Consider the following 17,292-nt stretch of genomic DNA (forward strand, 5'->3'; position numbering starts at 1 on the left):
CACCGGATCGGCACGACATCGGCAAGGATGAACGGATGCGGATCCGACCTGTCGGGGCGCACGCCCTGCTACTCGACTGCACCGACTCCGCCGACGTGCCCGAGGCCGATCTGGTCGACGCGTGGCGGGCCGAGCTGTGGCGGCGTCGGGAGCAGGGGGAGCTGATCGCCGTCGAGATCGTGCCGGCGGCACGGACCGTGCTGCTGGACGGCCTGCCCGACCCGACCACCACCGCCCAGCAGCTGACCCGGTGGGCGTCCGCCGTCGCCGCGACCGTCCGCCCCGACTCAGCCGACGACGACGGTCGTACCCGAGCCACCGGCCACGACGTCGACGCCGCAGTTGACGACGTGGCGGACGTGGTCGTGCCGGTCTTCTTCGACGGGCCGGACCTGCCGGTGGTGGCCGAGCACTGGGGGGTGGACGTGGAGGCGGTGCGGCACCGGTTGACCAGCACCGGGTTCCGGGTCGCGTTCTGCGGCTTCGCCCCCGGATTTCCCTACCTCACCGGGCTGCCCACCGAGTTGGCGCTGCCCCGGCTGGCCACACCGCGTCCCCGGGTGCCGGCCGGTTCGGTCGCGCTGGCCGGCCCGTACGCGGGCATCTACCCAAGCGCGTCCCCGGGCGGTTGGCTGCTGGTCGGGCGGACCGACCTGATCCTCTTCGACGTGACCGCCGACCCGCCGACCCGACTCGGTCCGGGCAGCACGGTCCGGATGGAGGCGGCGTGACCCATCGGGCCAGCATCGAGGTGCTGCGGGCCGGCGCGCTCACCACCGTGCAGGATCTGGGCCGCCCCGGCTGGGCGCACCTGGGCGTGTCCCGGTCCGGTGCCCTCGACCCGGCCGCCCTGCGGCTGGCGAACCGACTGGTCGGCAATCCGGAGCACGCGGCCGGTCTGGAGATCACCCTGACCGGCTGTACCCTGCGGCTGACCCGCGCCACCACGGTGGCGGTCACCGGCGCCGAGGTGCCGGTCCAGGCGGGCGTTCGGCCCGGTGACATCGGGCGCCCACTCACCGTGCCGGCCGGGACGGTGCTGCGGATCGGTCCCGCCCGACGGGGCGTACGGAGCTGGTTGGCGGTGGCGGGCGGGATCGACGTGGCGCCGGTGCTTGGCAGCCGGGCCACCGACACCCTGTCCGGGCTCGGGCCACCTCCGCTGCGCGACGGCGATCGGCTGCCGCTCGGCGAACCGGTCGACGCGCCGGCACCGGTGGATTCGACCGTCTGCTCCAGCCCCGCGTCGGAGCTGCACCTGACGCTGCGCCCCGGTCCGCGCGACGACTGGTTCACGCCGGCGGCACTCGACCTGCTGTTCGGCACCGCGTACACCATCAGCCCGGTCAGCAACCGGGTCGGCGCGCGGCTCGCCGGCGCTGCCCTGCCCCGCGCGGTTGCCGGCGAACTTCCCAGCGAGGGCATCGTGCTCGGCGCGGTGCAGGTACCGGCGGACGGACAACCCCTGATCTTCCTCGCGGACCATCCGACCACCGGCGGATACCCCGTCGTCGGGGTGGTCACCGACGTGACCCCGCTCGCGCAGGCCCGGCCAGGGACTACCGTCAGATTCCATGGACCTCAACGCTGACCTGGGCGAGGGATTCGGCATCTGGCGGCTCGGTGACGACGAGGCGCTGCTGGGCCTCGTCACCTCCGCCAACGTCGCGTGCGGCTTCCACGGCGGCGACCCGTCCACGATGCGGCGGGTCTGCGAGGGCGCGGCACGACGCGGGGTCGCGGTGGGCGCGCAGGTCGGCTACCGGGACCTGGCCGGCTTCGGTCGACGGCACATCGCGTACGACTTCGCCGAACTACGCGACGAGGTGACCTACCAATTGGGGGCGCTGGACGCATTCTGCCGGCTGTTCCGCACCCGGGTTCGCTACCTCAAGCCGCACGGCGCGCTCTACCACGCGGCCAGCACCGACGAAGCCCAGGCAGCTGCGGTGGTGGCGGCGGTCAGCGGCTACGACCCCGAGCTGCCCGTGCTCTGCCTGCCCGGCTCGACGCTCGCCCAACTCGCCGTCGGTGCGGGCCTGCCGGTGGTGGCCGAAGCCTTCGCCGACCGCGCCTACCTGCCCACCGGGGCGCTGGTGCCGCGCGGCACCCCCGGCGCGGTCATCACCGACCCCGAGCAGGTGGCCGAACGGGCGGCGCGGATGGCCACCGAACGCAGCGTGGTGGCGATCGACGGCACCGTCATCCCCTGCTCGGTCGACTCGATCTGTGTGCACGGCGACACCCCGGGCGCGGTCTCCGCCGCCGAACTCGTCCGCGCCACCCTGATCGACGCCGACATCACCCTGGCCCCGTTCGCCTGAGTCGGAGGGGCCCGGCAGGCCCCTCCGACCGCGTCAGGCGTCCAGGCCGCGCAGCACCAGCGGCAGCCGGGTCACCGCTCCGCCGACCACCCGGACCGGTACGCCCCAGTCCTGCCGGGTCAGGTGGCACGCCGCGTGCTCGACGTCCGCGTCACAGGTCGCCGCCTGGGCGGTCACCTGGAGCACCCCCGCCGTGACCTCCCCGTTGAGCACCAGCCGCCGGGACAGCTCGGTACCCGCGCCGGCACCGTCCACCAACAACTCCGGCGGGGACGCGGAGACGACCAACCGGGTCGACGGCCCGTACGTCTCGTCCAACTTCTGCCCCGGCGCGGGGGTGAAGACGATGTCCAGGGTGACCTCGCCGGGCGCGATGTCGGTCGGCTTGCGTTCGGTGCGGTGCCGGGGGCCGTCAACCGTGCTGGCGCCCGCCGCCGACAGGGCACCCGGCGCGAGCCGGGTCAACCGGTGCGCGGCGGACTCCACCACCAGCACCTCGCCGGACGGGGTGAGCACCAGATCACTCGGCTCGGCCAACCCGTCGGCCACCGTGGAGACCTGGTCGCTGGCCGGATCGAAGCGGCGCACCGCGCCGTTGTACGTGTCCGCGATCAGCACCGAGCCGTCCGGCAGCGCGCACACCCCCAGCGGGTGCTGGAGCAGCGCCGACTCCGCCGGACCGTCCACGTGCCCGAAGTCGAACAGGCCCTGCCCGACGGCGGTGCCCAGCACACCGTTCTCGACGTACCGGACGGCGCTGGTCTCGCTGTCGGCGACCCAGAGTCGGGTGCCGTCGGCGGAGACGGAGAGCCCCGACGGCTGCGCCATCCACGCCTCGGCCAGCGGACCGTCCCGCAGCGCCTCGACGGTGGTGCCGGCGTACATGCCCGCGGTCCGCTTGATCGGGTCGAACCACCAGAGCTGGTGGATGCCGGCCATCGCGATGATCAGCTTGTCGTCGTACCAGGCCAGGTCCCACGGGGAGGAGAGGTCCACGGCGAGCGCGTCGTGGGCGTGGTCGTCGACCGAGGCGCGCCACTGCCGCCCACTGCCGGCCACGGTGACCACCTCGCCGGAGCCCAGCCGCACCCCGCGCAGCAGGTGGTTGACCGTGTCGGCCACCACCAGGTCGTAGCCGGCCACCTCGGCGACGTGCGTGGGCAGCAGGCACAGCCCCTGCGGTTCGGAGAACGCCGCGGCTGCGGCCGGCCCGTCGGCCCGGCCCCGCTCACCCGAGCCGATCCGGCGTACCGGGGTCTCGCCGTCCGGGGCCACCTCGACCAGGGAGTGCCGGGCCGAGTCCGAGACCAGCAGATTGCCGTCGGGCAGCAGCACCGCCTTGCCCGGGAAGCGCAGCGCGGTCTCCGGTGCCGGCGGCGGGACGTACGGGCCGTCGCCCCGGTGCAGGGTGCCCTTGGCCTCGTGGGTGGCGATCAGCTCGTCGATCAGCCGGGCCAGCCCCTCGGCGTGCCCCTCGCCGGCCATGGTGGCCACCACGTAACCCTCGGGGTCGATCACCGACAGGGTCGGCCAGGCCCGGGCCGCGTACTGCTGCCACATGTCCATCTCGGGGTCGTCGAGGACGGGGTGGTGCACCCCGTACCGCTCCACGGCCGCGGCGAGCGCGTCGGCGTCCTTCTCGTGCTCGAACTTCGGTGAGTGCACGCCGATCACGACGAGCACGTCGCCGTACTTCTCCTCCAGCGGGCGTAGCTCATCGAGCACGTGCAGGCAGTTGATGCAGCAGAACGTCCAGAAATCTAACAAGACGCAGCGACCTCGAAGATCCTGCAATGTTAGGTTTTGTCCACCTGTGTTGAGCCACTGCCGGCCCCGTAGTTCGGGCGCACGTACACGCGCTGTCGTTGCCATGCCTGTCAGCCTGCCACGGCGAGGCTTTTCCGTATCGGTCGTCGTGACCCGGACGACAGAAAGCGTCGAGGAGTCTTAGCCCGCGCCGCCTTCGTTGCGTTCCCGACGCTTCGCGGCGTACTCGCGGACCTCGACCGCGTCCCAGATCCGGCCGACGGTCAACGTCTCCATCGGGGCCGGGAAGTCGACGGCGCGGGGTGCCGGCTGACGTCAGCTTCGACATGGGCGTGTTGACGATCCTGAGGCGCAGCGGCTCGCCGAGATTGCGGCCGAGGAAAGCCAGTAGCTTCTCGGCCTCTACCCCTACGCGCGTAACAAGTCGAGCTTTAAGGGCGTCGTCGTAGGCCTCTTCGACGGCTTGGGCACCTTGAGGCGTGACGTACCTCACACAGCTTCCTCGTGATCATCGCATGAACGCTCATCGTCTAACTGCCGCTTGACGTGCGGAAACTACGCTGCTGGGCGTTCACAAGCCTTGTTGGTGCCCGTGTGTCCTGTCGTCGCGATCGTGACAACCCGGGGTGCGGAGTGGTGGTTCCGCCAGACGCGCCCATTACGCTCCCAACCATGGAAAACAACGGGGTGCAGCCCCAGGTCAAATTGATCGCGTGGACCCAATTCGCGGCCCCGGACGACGTGCCGCAGTCGACCGGCGACGAGCGACGCCATGCTCGGTAAAACGACGACGGCACCCGCGCCAACGGGTGCCGTCGTGAGTAGCCACCCGCGCCAACGGGTGCTCTGTAACGAGATCAGCCGAATCCTCCGCCAAGAAGAAACAGGAGACCTGCAATGAGCACTGTACGTCGGCCGAAGAATCGACGTAAGAGGTGCCGTCCTAATTACGACGTGTCGCACATTGCCCAGGTCGACCGTGAGGACACCTCTGGTAAGCCCGACCTGACGACGCGAGGGCTCGCCGTGCTCCTGGCGGGTGCCTTCATCGCCTACCTCGCACTGATGCACCCGAGCGCCGCGAGCCCGGTCCTCGCGGGTCTCACGGTCATCACCGTGCTCTACCTGCTCATGGGCGGGAAGAGGTAACGCAGGAGGACGCCCTCGGTTCCCGGATCACCCCCGGGACCGAGGGCTTCCTCGTCCTCGACGTCGGGGCCGGGCGATTCCTGGTCGGCGAGGGTCGCGACCCGTGCAAGGAGTTCATCGCGAGGCGCGCCATGAACCTGCACAAGATGTGCACCGACGAGCTGATCAGCTACCGGCACTTCTTGGTGAACGGGTTCTCCGAGTCGAAGTCCACGAGGCGACGCGTGCCGGCTGTCACTAGCCGGCCGGCCAGGTGCTTGGCGGGCGGGCCCGGCCGTTCTAGGGCCTCTCTCGAGGGGTCAAAAGCCGAATCGGTCGCGCTCGCTGACCGGCGGCGGAGGCTGGACGACGCGATCCGGGCACTCGCCGACGTACTCGACGGCCAGACGCCGGGCGGTCGCGTTCGGCCCTCGGGCCCCGTAGTAGCGGGCGGTGTGAAGGATCGCGCGGGTCTCGACCGTCCAGCGGTCGGCGCACTCGCCAGGGTCAAACCCTGGGATCGTGTCCGGCCGGGCTCGCCACCACGCGCGCAGGGAGGCGTCCATGAGTCCGCCCCGTGCCGGGCCCGGCGGTAGAAGCTCGGCCGCGTAACGCGATGCGGCCTGCGCGATGGGACCGCCCGAGGTCCCGTCGTCCGTCGGGTCGTCGGGGTGGAACATCGGCCACACGCAGCCGTCGTACTCGACCGCGACGCTGTGTCGGCCCGCGCCGGTCTGAAGTTGCGCCCGGCGGCTCACCGCCGACCCCACCGGCGACCGGCGAGGGCCCGTCCCGCATTCGTACCGCCGAGGTCTCCGCCGAGGTTGACGCCGACGGCCTTCATAGCGGCGACGGCGGCGGTGCGGGCCTGACGCGCGGTGTCCGCCAGCGGGTTAGCGACCGGCGGCGGCCACGGCGGCGGCGAGGGCGTCGGCGGCGTGTCTGGTCTCAGGCGTCGGCGGGCACAGGCTCGGGCTCGTCGGCCCAGGTGAAGCGCAGACGCGCGGCGGGGTCGAACCGGTAGCCTCGGCGACCCTCGGCGGGCGTGATCGTTATGGCGTTCAGGGCCAGGCCGAGAAGGTCGCGCCGGTCGGCGAGAGTGGCGGCGTCCCAAGCTTCGCGAGCTAGCACCGGATCAAGTAGCGGGCTAATGTCCGCCTCGGGCAACGGGAACTCGGCGAGGTTGCGACGCAGCCCGGCGACGCGGACGGTCAGCCGTTCGTGCAAACGGGCCCAGCGCTGGACCGCCTCGGGGCCGACGAACTCGCCGCGCAGGTATCGGGCGTCTTCGAGATCGACCAGGGCGGCGTTAGCGTCGTCCAGGGCGGCTGTGATGGTTGTGCGCTCGCGGATCACGGCGGGGTCGTGGCGGGCGACCCATCGTTCAGCAACGGCGTCTAGCAGTGGGTCGCCGGGCTCGGTCGCGGCGAGGCGGTTGACGAACGAATCGACCACGGCGCGGTCTACGGCGGCGATAAAGGCCGTGGTGTGCGCCGGACAGGGACGGCCGAGGCGGCGAGCCTGACAGACGTACGACTTGCCGGCGGCTGACATGCGCCCGCCGCAGCCCCCGCACCGCAGATAGCCGGTCAACAGGTGCGATACCTCGGCCCGGACCCCGCGATTGCGTCCCGTCCGATCGGCGGCGGCGCGACCTTCGAGGAGGCGCACGGCCTGTAGTTGTTCGGCCGGCGTGACGATCCCTCGGCCGACCTCGACGGCCTCGCCGGTCTCCGGGTCGCGCCACGGAACGACCTTCGCCGTGTACTTCCCGTCGCGCTTGATCGTCTCCGGGAGTAGTCCGGCGAACGCGGGGGACTTGAGCAGAGTCGATAGCGTCCCGACGGCCCAACTACCGCCACGCGGAGCGGGGATCTCCCGGGCGTTGAGGTCGCGCGCGATCCTCACCAGCGGTTCGCCGGACAGGGCCCGGTCGGCGATCTCGCGGGCGGTCGGCGCGGTGCGTGGGTCGTGGTCTAGCCGGCCGTCTTCGCCGACGGCCAGGCCGTACGGCGGCTGTCCCCCGATCCATCGGCCGAGAGTGCGAAGGTGAGCCTTCGCACTGGCGACGCGAAGGCCGATGTTCGCGGATTCGCTGCGGGCGACCTCGGACAGGAGAGCGAGCACGAGCCGGGCCTGAGAGTGCGACGTGTCGAGGCCGTCCTGTACGAAGACGATCCGCCCGCCGACCTTCTCGACGTCGTCAAGGACTTGGCCGACCTGGCCCATGCCACGCCGGGACAGGCGGTCAACCTTCCAGACGACCAGCGTCCCGACGGTGCCGGTCGTGAGGGCGGACACGGCGGCGTCGAACCCGGCGCGGTCGACGGCCTTATAGCCGGACCGGCCCCGGTCGATGTGGACGGTACGGACCTCTAGCCCGGCGCGTACGGCCCAGGCCCGACAGTCGGCCTCTTGGCGCTCGATTGCGGTTTTTCCCTCACGGTCGAGGGACAGGCGTAGGTAGAGATCGGCGAGGTGTTCGTGATGGGACATGGCGAGGACGCTAGGGCCTCGGCGCGTGAGTTACAAGCTTCTTCTAGGACATCCAGAAGTCCGCGATGACGATCTTGCCGCGGAGGTCGGCGAGCTTGAGGTCGCGTCCACCGGTGTTCAGCCAGCCCCGACCGCGCAGCTCGGGTGCCCGTACTCGTGCGCTCATGCACCCATCGTGCCTGACCATCGGCCCGCGTCCCGGCGGAGGGGGCGAGTCGCCGCGATCCGGGCCCGATCCGGCCCACCGGCGGGTACGACGACGGCGGGGTCACGGTCGCCCGTGACCCCGCCGTCGGTGCGGCTACTTCGTGGCCGGCTTCAGGCAGAGCACCCGGTTGTTGCCCGCACCCGGCAGCACCACGTGCGGCTGCGTCGTGTCGGTGCACTTCTCCTTGGCGTCCACCTTCGAGACGATCGTGAACGCGCCCGCCTCGCCGCAGTCCGCCGCCGAGGCGCCACCCTGCCCGGACTGCTTCACGCAGGTGCCGACGGCCGGGTCGAAGGCCGGTGTGTCGTCCCCGCCGACCTTGCCGAGCAGCAGCAGCAGACCCAGCGGCACCGCCAGGATCAGCACCGCGGCGATCAGCACCGCGGCCAGTACCCGACCGTTGCGTACCTTGGGTGCCGGCGGCTCCGCCTTCGGCTCGTCGGCGTCCGGCTTGAACGCGTCGAACCGCCCCTGGTCCGCCTGGCCGGTCTGCTGGCCCCAGGACGGCGCGGGCTGCGGCGGTGGCGGGAACGACGGCGGGAAACCGCCGCCCGGCACCGGTTCGGTCGCCGGACCGGCGCCGGAGCCCGGCCCACCGGAGCCCGGCCCACCGAAGCCCGGCCCACCGGAGCCCGGCCCACCGAAGTTCGGCCCGCCGAAGGCCGCCGTGCCGTTCACCGTCGCGGCACCGGCGGCAGGCGAGCCGGGACCACCGAACTGGTCCGCCGGAGGCTCGGCACCGGCGTGCGGCCGGGTGCCGTTCACCGGCCTGCTGTTGCCCGGGGCGTCGACGAAGGACGGCACACCCGGCGGGAACGCCGGCGGGGCCTCGTTGAACGCGTTCGGTGCCGGCTGCCGCTCGTCGAAGCGCTGATCGGCCGGGGACTCGCCGCCCCAACCGGGCCCAATTTGCCGCTGCACCTCGTTCTGCCAGTCGGGCGCGACCGGCCGCTGGGGCTCGTTCTGCCAGTCGGGGGCGGCCTGGCGCTGCGGCTCGTTCTGCCAGTCGGGCGCGGCCTGGCGCTGCGGCTCGTTCTGCCACTCCGGAGCACCCTGACGTTCGGCGCCCGGGTCGCCCTGGAACGCCTCCGGCTCCGGTTCGGCCTCCGGCTCGGGTCGAGCCGGCCGGCCGTACACCCGGGGTTGCGGGGTGGCCGTGCCGGTCGGCCGGATGGCCTGGTCGGTCGGGGGCATCACCCGGCTGGCCAACGGCACCGAAGCGCTCGCCGTGGCCCGCGCCGCCGACTCGGCGTCCGACACCGGTACGACCGCGCGGCCCGCTCCGGACTCCGGAGAGGTACGCGGGGCCGGCACCACGGCGCCACCCGCGGCGGGGTCCTCGGCGCGGCTACCGTACTGCGCGGCGGCGTCCGGGGTCTCCCGCTCGGCGTAGCCGGGCTGCTCGGGGATCGGGGCGAACTGGGCCTGGGGCGCGTAGTCGGCCGGCGGGGCGGCGGCCAGGCTGGCACCGGGCACGCGCTGCTCCTGCGGGGGCAGCGGCACCGCGTTCGCCGGTGAGATGCCCGGCGCGGGGCCGGGCTGGTAGGCAGGTGCCTCGTCGCCTCGGTCGGCCTCCCAGCCGCCACGGGACTGGGCGGAGGCTTCTGCCTCCGCGCGGCCCCACACCTCGCCGGGCGCCCACGGCTCGACCTCCGGTACGCCGGATTTGCCCTGCGCCCCGTCGTTGCCGGGCACGCTGGCGCGGGCGCGGGCGGGGAGGCTGGTCTGCTCCGCAGGCGTCCACCCCGCCTGCTCCGGCCGGTCGGTCGGCTGGTCGGGCTGCGAGAGCACCCAGTCGGGCTGCTGCGGACGGCTCTCGGCGCCACCCCAGGCGGTCGGCTGCGCGGGCTGGTCCTGCCGCGCGTCGCTGCCCTCGTTCCACCCTGCGGACTGCGCCTGCTGCTGCGCGGCCCATCCGCCGGAGTGGGCCGGGTCGTCCTGCGCGGGCCAGTTCGTCGTCGGGGCCGGCACCTGGGCCGCGCCACGGGCAGCGTTCGGCGCGGCGGCCTGACCCCAGCCGGGGGCGGGTTGCTCGGTCTGCTCGGCGGGCTGTCCCCAGGCCGGCGGCGACTGCTCCGCCGGAGTCCACACCGGCTGGTCGTCCCGGCCGGCGTTGCCGGCGGGCCATCCGCCGTTGCCGGCGGCCTGGTCCTGCGGAGCGCCGCCGGACCAGCCGGCGGCCGGAGGTGAGTCGGCCTGCGCGGGCTCGGCTCCGCGCCAGTCACCGGCGGCCGGGTTGGCCTGCGCCGCGCCGCCCCAACCGCTGGCCGGGTCCTCCTGGGCGGGCCAGGCGGCGGTGGCCGGGGAAACCTGTGCGGCGCCTCGCGCGGCCGGCTGGGCCTGCGCCCAGTCCGGCTGGTCCGCGGGTGCGCTCGGGGTCCAGGCGGGAGCGGGTGCGCTCTGCTCGGACGGCGTCCAGCCCTGCTGCTGCGCCGCCCAGGGGTCGGGCTGCGCCGCGGCCGGCGCGCCGTCGTTACCGGGCCACGCGCCGGGCTGCTGCTGCGGCGGCTCGCTCGCGCCACCGCCGGCGGCCCAGGCGGGCTGTGCCGGGTCGTTGGGCTGCGGGGCAGCGGCGGCACCCCAGGCGGGGGCCGGCGGCTGCTCGGACTGGGTCGCCCATGCCGGCGCCGACGGGTTGGGCCGCGTCGGTGGCGGGGGTGCCCAGCCCAGGTCGGGGCCGGCGGCGTTCTGGCCGTTGTCCGGCTGCGCCGGGCGGTCGCCGTACGGCGCCGGTCCGCCGGCGCCCGGTGACACCTCGTCCGGCTCTTGGCCGGGGCGGTGCGGGCCCTCGGACGTCATGGGTGCGCCTCCTCCATCACATGTCGGCTCGCCGGTGCCGATCGGTCTCCTCGGCGTGGCTGCCGGCGTCACCGGCGTACCGCTGTGCCGGCTCCCCGCACGGTATCGGGTGGTGGCACGACACGTCCAAGGAGCACTGGTCGTCACTCACCGTGGCCGGTTGGTGTCGAGCAGCTTTGTCGGCTCGGCCTCTGCCGGGTCGGCGGGCGGCGACCGAAGCCCACCGTACCGGGCGCTGCGGCAGGGCGGAATCCCGGTGTGGGTGGCCGGTAAACGCCGATGGCCCACCCGGCGGGCCGGGTGGGCCATCGATCTGGAGGCGGTGAGGAATGTCGTGGAGCGTCAGCTCATGTGACGCTGGGCGATGACGAGGATCTCCTCGCGAACTGCCGGCGTGTTCGCCGAGCGCAGCGCGTGCTCGATGGCACGGGCGCGGCGGCTGGCGTCGCGGTGGTTGCGGATTCGCTCGATCATGCTCATTGGTGGGTCCCCCTAGCTATTCGGTTGTCAGCCCCTGATGCATCTATTCAACCGCAGAAGCCGGCGAACTTCCATCGATTATTAGGTGAGCTGAGACACCTGCCTAACAATCAAAGGTCAACAGGCCATCTGGCCGACGGTTCCGTCGCCCAACGGACACGGCCGGTGTGCCGGGCGTTAACCCGTGGCACACCGGCCGTGGCTGGCGTCGCGAACGATCAGGTCCAGGCGAGCAGCGCCGCCTCCGGGTCGGTGAGGAAGTCGCCGATGTCCCGCAGGAACTTCGAGCCCAGCTCGCCATCGATGATCCGGTGGTCGAAGCTCAACCCCAACGTGGTCACCTGGCGAACCTTGACCTTGCCCTTGTGCACCCAGGGCATTTCCCGCACCGCGCCGAACGCCAGGATCGCCGACTCACCCGGCGGCAGGATCGGCGTGCCGGTGTCCACACCGAAGACGCCGACGTTGGTGATGGTCAGGGTGCCGCCGGACATGGCCGCCGGCGAGGTACGCCCGGACTTCGCCGTCTGCACCAGATCGGTCAGCGCGTCCGCCAACTCCCGCAGCGAGAGTCGGCCGGCGTCCTTGACGTTCGGCACGATCAGGCCACGCTCGGTGGCCGCGGCGATGCCCAGGTTGACGTACTCCTTGACCACGATCTCGTCGCCCGCCCAGGTCGAGTTGACCATCGGGTGACGCTGGACCGCCAGCAGCACCGCCTTCGCCACCAGCAGCAGTGGCGAGACCCGTACGTCGCGCCACTCCCGCCGGCCACGCAGCCGGTCCAGCGCCTTCATCGCCCGGGTCACGTCGACGGTCAGGAACTCCGTCACGTGCGGGGCGGTGAACGCCGAGCGGGACATGTTCTCGGCGGTGAGCTTGCGGACGCCCTTGACCGGGATGCGCTGCTCCCGATCGGCGCCGAAGCTGGGCGCCGTCGTCGCGGCGACCGGCTCGGCGGCCGGCACTGTCGCACCGCTCGCCGCCCGCTGCACGTCCTCCCGGGTGATCGAGCCCAGCGGCCCCGACCCGGTCAACGTGCCGAGGTCGACCCCCAGGTCCTTGGCGAGCTTGCGCACCGGCGGCTTCGCCAACACGGCCCCGCCGGCCCCGCCGGCCCCGCCGGCCCCATTGCGTCGATCATGGACTTGTGGTGCCGGAATCGTGGGGGTCGCAGCTGGTTTGTCACCCACCACAACTCCATGATCGACCCCAGCGGGGGTGGGCGTGGCCGTCTGCGCCGGCACCGCGCCCTTACGGGGACGACGCTTCGCGGCGGTGGTACGCGGGCCGTAGCCGACCAGCACGGCGGTCCGCCCACCAGGGGCCACGCCGCCGATCAGACCGGGCTCGACCATGCCCTCGGCCGGTGCCACCTGCACCGCCGCCAGCGACGCCGCCGACGGGGTGGGCAGGTCACCGTCGGACGCGGCCGTGGTCGACGGCGTCTCCAGCGGGCCGGCCCCCGGGTCGGTGTCGATCGCGATGATCGGCGTACCGACCTCGACCGTGGTGCCCTGCGGGTGGTGGATCGCCTGCACCTGCCCGGCCCACTTCGCCGGGATCTCCACGGCCGCCTTGGCCGTCTCCACCTCGACGATCGGCTGGTTCAGCTCGATGGTGTCGCCGACCTCGACCAGCCAGGCCAGGATCTCGCCCTCGGTCAGCCCCTCGCCCAGATCGGGCAGGTTGAACGTCTTGATCCGGGACATGTCGCTCACCAGCCGAAGGTGCGGTCGACGGCGTCGAGCACCCGGTCGAGGTCGGGCAGGTACTCCTCCTCCACCCGGGCGGCCGGGTAGGGGGTGTCGAAGCCGGTCACCCGCAGCACGGGCGACTCCAGGGAGTAGAAGCACTCCTCGGTGATCCGGGCGGCCAACTCGGCGCCGAGGCCGATGTTGGAGGGTGCCTCGTGCACCACGACCGCGCGGCCGGTGCGCTTCACCGACTCGTACGCGGCGGTCAGGTCCAGCGGCGAGAGCGTGCGCAGGTCGATGACCTCAAGCTCCCGGCCGTCCTCGGCGGCGGCGGTCGCCGCCTCCAGGCAGGTCCGCACCATCGGGCCGTACGCCAGCACGGTGACGTCGGTGCCGGGCCGCACGACCCGGGCCGAGTGCAGGGGGTACGCGTCGGACAGCGGCGCGTCCAGGTCGACCTGGCCCTTCTCCCAGTAGCGCCGCTTGGGCTCCAGGAAGACGATCGGGTCGTCCGAGGCGATGGCCTGCTGGATCATCACGTACGCGTCCTGCGGGTTGGAGCAGGTCACGACCTTCAGGCCGGCGGTGTGCGCGAAGTACGCCTCGGGCGACTCGGAGTGGTGCTCGACCGCGCCGATGCCGCCGCCGAACGGGATCCGGATCACCATGGGGATGCTGAGCCGGCCACCGGAGCGGTAGTGCATCTTTGCCACCTGCGACACGATCTGGTCGTAGGCGGGGTAGACGAAGCCGTCGAACTGGATCTCGCAGACCGGCCGGTAGCCACGGATGGCCAGACCGACAGCGGTGCCGATGATGCCGGACTCGGCCAGCGGGGTGTCGATCACCCGCTGGTCGCCGAAGTCCTTCTGGAGCCCGTCGGTGATCCGGAAGACGCCGCCGAGCTTGCCGACGTCCTCGCCCATGATGACGACCTTGGGGTCGTTCTCCAGGGCGCGGCGCAGGCCGGTGTTGAGGGCCTTGCCGATGGTGAGCGTCTCCGTGGCCATCAGTGGGCGCTCCCCTCGAACGAGTCCATGTAGCGGCTGAACTTCGCGCGCTGCTCGTCGAGCAGCGGAGATCCGTTCGGATAGACGTGGTCGAACATCGTCACCGGCTCCGGGTCCGGCATGGCGAGCACCCGCTCGCGCAGGTGCACCGACTCGCGGCGGGCCTGCTCGTCGACCTCGGCGAAGAAGCCCGCGTCGGCGATCTGCTGCTTCTCCAGGAACGCCTTGACCCGCGCGATCGGGTCCTTGGCCTGCCACGCCTCGACCTCGCTGGCGATGCGGTAACGGGTCGGGTCGTCGGAGGTGGTGTGCGCGCCCATCCGGTAGGTGTACGCCTCGATCAGGCTCGGGCCCTGCCCGAGGCGGGCGTTGTCCAGTGCCGTGCGGGTGACCGCGTACGAGGCGAGCACGTCGTTGCCGTCGACCCGTACGCCGGGGAAGCCGAAGCCGGCGGCCCGCTGGTAGAGCGGAACCCGGGTCTGCCGCTCCAGCGGCTCCGAGATCGCGTACTGGTTGTTCTGGCAGAAGAAGACCAGCGGCGCGTTGAACACGCTGGCCCAGACGAACGCCTCGTTCACGTCGCCCTGGCTGGTGGCGCCGTCACCGAAGTAGGCGATGGCCGCCTCGCCGTCGTCGGTGCCGGTCTTGCCGTCGATGGTGATCCCCATCGCGTAGCCGGTCGCGTGCAGGGTCTGCGCGCCGATGACGATCGTGTACATGTTGAACTTGAACTCGTTCGGGTCCCAGCCGCCCTGGTCGACACCGCGGAACAGGCCGAGCGGCATGATCGGGTCGATGCCCCGGCAGTAGAGGACGCCGTGCTCCCGGTAGGTCGGGAAGGCCATGTCCTGGGGGCGCAGCGCCCGCCCGGAGCCGACCTGGGCGGCCTCCTGGCCGAGCAGGCTGGCCCAGAGGCCCAGCTCGCCCTGGCGCTGGAGAGCGGTCGCCTCGGCGTCCAGCTTCCGGACCAGCACCAGGTCGCGGTAAAGACCGCGGTATTCCTCGTCGGTGAAGTCGACGCGGTACTCGGTGCCGTCCGGTCCGGTGGCGCTGTCGATCCGTTCGCCTTCGGGGGTGAGTAGCTGCACCAGCTCGGGGTCGCCGGCAGCGCCCTTCCTGGAGCGGGGTGCGGCCCGCCTGCTGCGGGTGGTGCCCCCGGGGTCGCCCTTTGCCATCGGTCTCTCCCTGTCGTGTCTGCGTCGGCACCGGGGGGTCACCCGGCCGCGCAACTCGTGCGCCTGTCCGGCTGCTGCCGGACCGGTTCCTGGCGGCCGCGCCTAGCCCCGGTGGGGGTTGCCGCACGGCGTGATCCGGGTTCTGGCCGAACCCGGATCGGGAGCGCCGGCGCTCAACCGCGCCTGCCGCGAGGGTGCGCGGAGGTCACGGCTGCGTTGCCGTCGTGCTCCATATTCGCAGAGCAGGTGAGCGCGCCCACAGTACGCCTGCCCCGCATTCCGACCGCCCCCGCTTTGACGTCGTTTGTCGCCATCATGCCGGCCTACGTTTCCGATGCGTTCCGGCGCGATTCGTCACCGTTCGGCCAGCACCGCGTGTCGACACGCGGTGGAGGTTGGCTGACGCAGGGTAACTGGGTCAGGCTGATTCCCGCAGGATCGCGCCTAACAGGTGATTTGCCGGGTTTCTGCCCGATGGTGGCCATCCATGTCCATCGACAGCCGACGACTAGGGGTGTGCGGTGTACGAGCCAGGTGACGGTCCCGGCACACCGGCGCTCGGTCGGCACCGGTCGGCGGGTGGTTATCGGCGGGTGGTCGGCGTGCACCGCGCCCCCGGCGCCGGCGGCCCCACCCGGGGTTATCTGCTCACGGTCGCGTTGCTGGCCGGGACGGCGTCGATGCCCATCCTCGCCGCGATCAGCGCGGGCTCGGCCACCCCGGGCAGCACCGCCCTGCCGGACAGCAGCATCCCGTTCATCCCGACCCCGTCCGTCGGGCCGGTGGTGATCCCGCTGCCGATGACCAGCCAGCCGCCGCCCTCGCCGCCCGGCACGCCCAGTGTCGGCCCGACCAGCGGCTGGTTGCCCGCCGCTCCCCGGCACGCGGCGGAAGGGCCGGGCGCGGGCGATCCGGGGCCGGTCCGACGGGCGACCACCCCGCCGATGGCGCCGAAGCCCACGCGGGGCACCTCGCCACCGGTACCTCCGCCGGTCGCTCCTCCTCCGTCGACCGGTTCGCCGACCGACCCCGCCCCGACCGACCCGCCAGACCCGGACCCCACCGACCCGACCGATCCACCGGACCCGGACCCCACCGACCCGACCGATCCACCGGACCCGGACCCCACCGACCCGGACCCCACCGACCCGGCCGACCCCGAGCCGACCCCGACGCTGGACCCGACACCCACGCTCGACCCGACGCTGGAGCCGACGCCCACGCCGACCGACGGCTCGACCGCGACGGCCGTGCCGACCAGCACCCGGTCCGTGCCGGCCCCCACGCCGACCGACGGCTCGACCGCGACGGCCGTGCCGACCAGCACCCGGTCCGTGCCGGCCCGCACACCCACGCCGCCTCAGGCGCCGACCCGCCGGCCCAGCCCGGCGACCCCGTCGCCGTCGCCCGTTGCCTCGACGCCCACCGTCAGCCCGGTGCCGCTGGCCGGACCGACGCACCCCGCGCTCTCACCGGCGGTACGGTGACGATCAGGCGCGGCCCATCCGGCGCCGGCGGTGTTCGGCGGTAGGCGCGTACCGGAGGGGGTGGCGTGGGCGGCGGTGCGGAACTCCGCCCGGTCACCACCCGACCTGGCCCGGGGCTGCGGATCGCCCGACTGGTCACCGAGGTGACCGCACCGGCGGTGCTCGTGTCGCTGCTGATCCTCACGGTGAGCTGGCACAGCGCACGCCGGCCCGGGCAGGGCCTGCTCTGGGGTCTGCTCGCCACGCTCTTCGTCACCGGCATACCGTTCGCCTACATCGTCGGCGGGGTACGCCGTGGCCGGCTCACCGACCACCACGTCGGCCGCCGGGAGCAGCGCCGGGTGCCGCTGCTGGTCGGCCTCGGGTCGGTCGCGGGCGGGCTCGCCCTGCTCGCCGTGCTGGGCGCACCCCGCCCGGTGCTGGCGCTGGCCGTGGCCGGGCTGGTCGGCCTCGTGGTCGCCGTGTCGGTCAGCCACTGGTGGAAGATGTCGATCCACTCGGCGGTGGCCGCCGGCACGCTGGTCATCCTGACGCTGACCTTCGGGACGCGGCTGGTCGTCGCCGCGCCCCTGCTGGCGGTGGTCGGCTGGTCCCGGGTGCGGCTGCGGGACCACACGGTGGCGCAGGTGCTGGCCGGGGCCGCGCTCGGCGCGCTGATCGCCGCGGTGGTCTTCGGCCCGCTGCGCTGACCCGGTGCAGCGGGCCGACCTGGGCCGTAACC

General features: G+C 72.8%; 15 protein-coding genes. 6 read left to right on the forward strand and 9 right to left on the reverse strand.

Annotated elements, in window-relative coordinates; all coding sequences use genetic code 11:
* Positions 1–35: 35 nt before the first annotated feature.
* Genes AB0J33_RS01355 through AB0J33_RS01365 form a run of 3 tightly spaced genes read left to right on the forward strand, consistent with a single transcriptional unit; the run spans position 36 to position 2,324 of the window.
* On the forward strand, positions 36–731 hold the full coding sequence (locus AB0J33_RS01355; RefSeq protein WP_363608660.1) for an allophanate hydrolase subunit 1: 696 nt from the start codon (positions 36–38) through the stop codon (positions 729–731).
* Positions 728–1,591, forward strand: a complete 864-nt coding sequence (locus AB0J33_RS01360) for a biotin-dependent carboxyltransferase family protein (RefSeq protein WP_363608662.1) — start codon at positions 728–730, stop codon at positions 1,589–1,591. The genes AB0J33_RS01355 and AB0J33_RS01360 overlap by 4 nt, the downstream gene beginning before the upstream one ends.
* Positions 1,575–2,324 carry a 5-oxoprolinase subunit PxpA gene (locus AB0J33_RS01365; protein WP_363608664.1) on the forward strand — a complete coding sequence of 250 codons (750 nt, stop codon included), beginning with the start codon at positions 1,575–1,577 and terminating at the stop codon, positions 2,322–2,324. The genes AB0J33_RS01360 and AB0J33_RS01365 overlap by 17 nt, the downstream gene beginning before the upstream one ends.
* Before the next feature lie 33 nt (positions 2,325–2,357).
* Here the strand turns inward: AB0J33_RS01365 and AB0J33_RS01370 are convergent, their stop codons facing one another.
* Entirely contained in the window at positions 2,358–4,196 is a 1,839-nt protein-coding gene (locus AB0J33_RS01370; RefSeq protein ID WP_363608666.1) for an NHL domain-containing thioredoxin family protein, read from the reverse strand.
* An 849-nt stretch (positions 4,197–5,045) separates the two neighbouring features.
* On the opposite strand from AB0J33_RS01370, the gene AB0J33_RS01375 reads away from it, so the two are divergent.
* Positions 5,046–5,240, forward strand: a complete 195-nt coding sequence (locus AB0J33_RS01375) for a hypothetical protein (RefSeq protein ID WP_363608668.1) — start codon at positions 5,046–5,048, stop codon at positions 5,238–5,240.
* 299 nt (positions 5,241–5,539) lie between these two features.
* Here AB0J33_RS01375 and AB0J33_RS01380 read toward each other — a convergent pair whose 3' ends face one another.
* The 8 genes from AB0J33_RS01380 to pdhA form a co-directional block, all read right to left on the reverse strand.
* The gene (locus AB0J33_RS01380) at positions 5,540–5,785 is read right to left on the reverse strand and encodes a hypothetical protein (RefSeq protein WP_363608670.1); all 246 of its coding nucleotides are present in this window, start codon (positions 5,783–5,785) and stop codon (positions 5,540–5,542) included.
* 382 nt (positions 5,786–6,167) lie between these two features.
* Positions 6,168–7,715 (reverse strand): recombinase family protein, encoded by a 1,548-nt coding sequence (locus AB0J33_RS01385; RefSeq protein WP_363608672.1) that lies wholly within the window; start codon positions 7,713–7,715, stop codon positions 6,168–6,170.
* 43 nt (positions 7,716–7,758) lie between these two features.
* Positions 7,759–7,881 carry a hypothetical protein gene (locus AB0J33_RS01390; protein ID WP_357267830.1) on the reverse strand — a complete coding sequence of 41 codons (123 nt, stop codon included), beginning with the start codon at positions 7,879–7,881 and terminating at the stop codon, positions 7,759–7,761.
* Between the two features lie 135 nt (positions 7,882–8,016).
* The gene (locus AB0J33_RS01395; protein WP_363608674.1) at positions 8,017–10,722 is read right to left on the reverse strand and encodes a hypothetical protein; all 2,706 of its coding nucleotides are present in this window, start codon (positions 10,720–10,722) and stop codon (positions 8,017–8,019) included.
* Positions 10,723–11,064: 342 nt separating this feature from the next.
* Positions 11,065–11,202 (reverse strand): hypothetical protein, encoded by a 138-nt coding sequence (locus tag AB0J33_RS01400; RefSeq protein WP_363608676.1) that lies wholly within the window; start codon positions 11,200–11,202, stop codon positions 11,065–11,067.
* A gap of 218 nt (positions 11,203–11,420) precedes the next feature.
* Positions 11,421–12,914, reverse strand: a complete 1,494-nt coding sequence (locus AB0J33_RS01405; RefSeq protein WP_363610158.1) for a dihydrolipoamide acetyltransferase family protein — start codon at positions 12,912–12,914, stop codon at positions 11,421–11,423.
* 5 nt (positions 12,915–12,919) lie between these two features.
* On the reverse strand, positions 12,920–13,909 hold the full coding sequence (locus AB0J33_RS01410) for an alpha-ketoacid dehydrogenase subunit beta (protein ID WP_363608678.1): 990 nt from the start codon (positions 13,907–13,909) through the stop codon (positions 12,920–12,922).
* On the reverse strand, positions 13,909–15,084 hold the full coding sequence (gene pdhA / locus AB0J33_RS01415; RefSeq protein WP_363608680.1) for a pyruvate dehydrogenase (acetyl-transferring) E1 component subunit alpha: 1,176 nt from the start codon (positions 15,082–15,084) through the stop codon (positions 13,909–13,911). Before pdhA ends, AB0J33_RS01410 begins: the two co-directional genes overlap by 1 nt.
* 521 nt (positions 15,085–15,605) lie before the next feature.
* Between pdhA and AB0J33_RS01420 the strand changes: the two genes are divergently transcribed.
* Both AB0J33_RS01420 and AB0J33_RS01425 read left to right on the forward strand, forming a co-directional pair.
* On the forward strand, positions 15,606–16,571 hold the full coding sequence (locus AB0J33_RS01420; protein ID WP_363608682.1) for a hypothetical protein: 966 nt from the start codon (positions 15,606–15,608) through the stop codon (positions 16,569–16,571).
* A gap of 65 nt (positions 16,572–16,636) precedes the next feature.
* On the forward strand, positions 16,637–17,260 hold the full coding sequence (locus tag AB0J33_RS01425; protein ID WP_363608684.1) for a phosphatase PAP2 family protein: 624 nt from the start codon (positions 16,637–16,639) through the stop codon (positions 17,258–17,260).
* Positions 17,261–17,292 lie beyond the last annotated feature (32 nt).

The organism is Micromonospora sp. NPDC049645, from assembly GCF_040675155.1.
Classification (GTDB): domain Bacteria; phylum Actinomycetota; class Actinomycetes; order Mycobacteriales; family Micromonosporaceae; genus Micromonospora.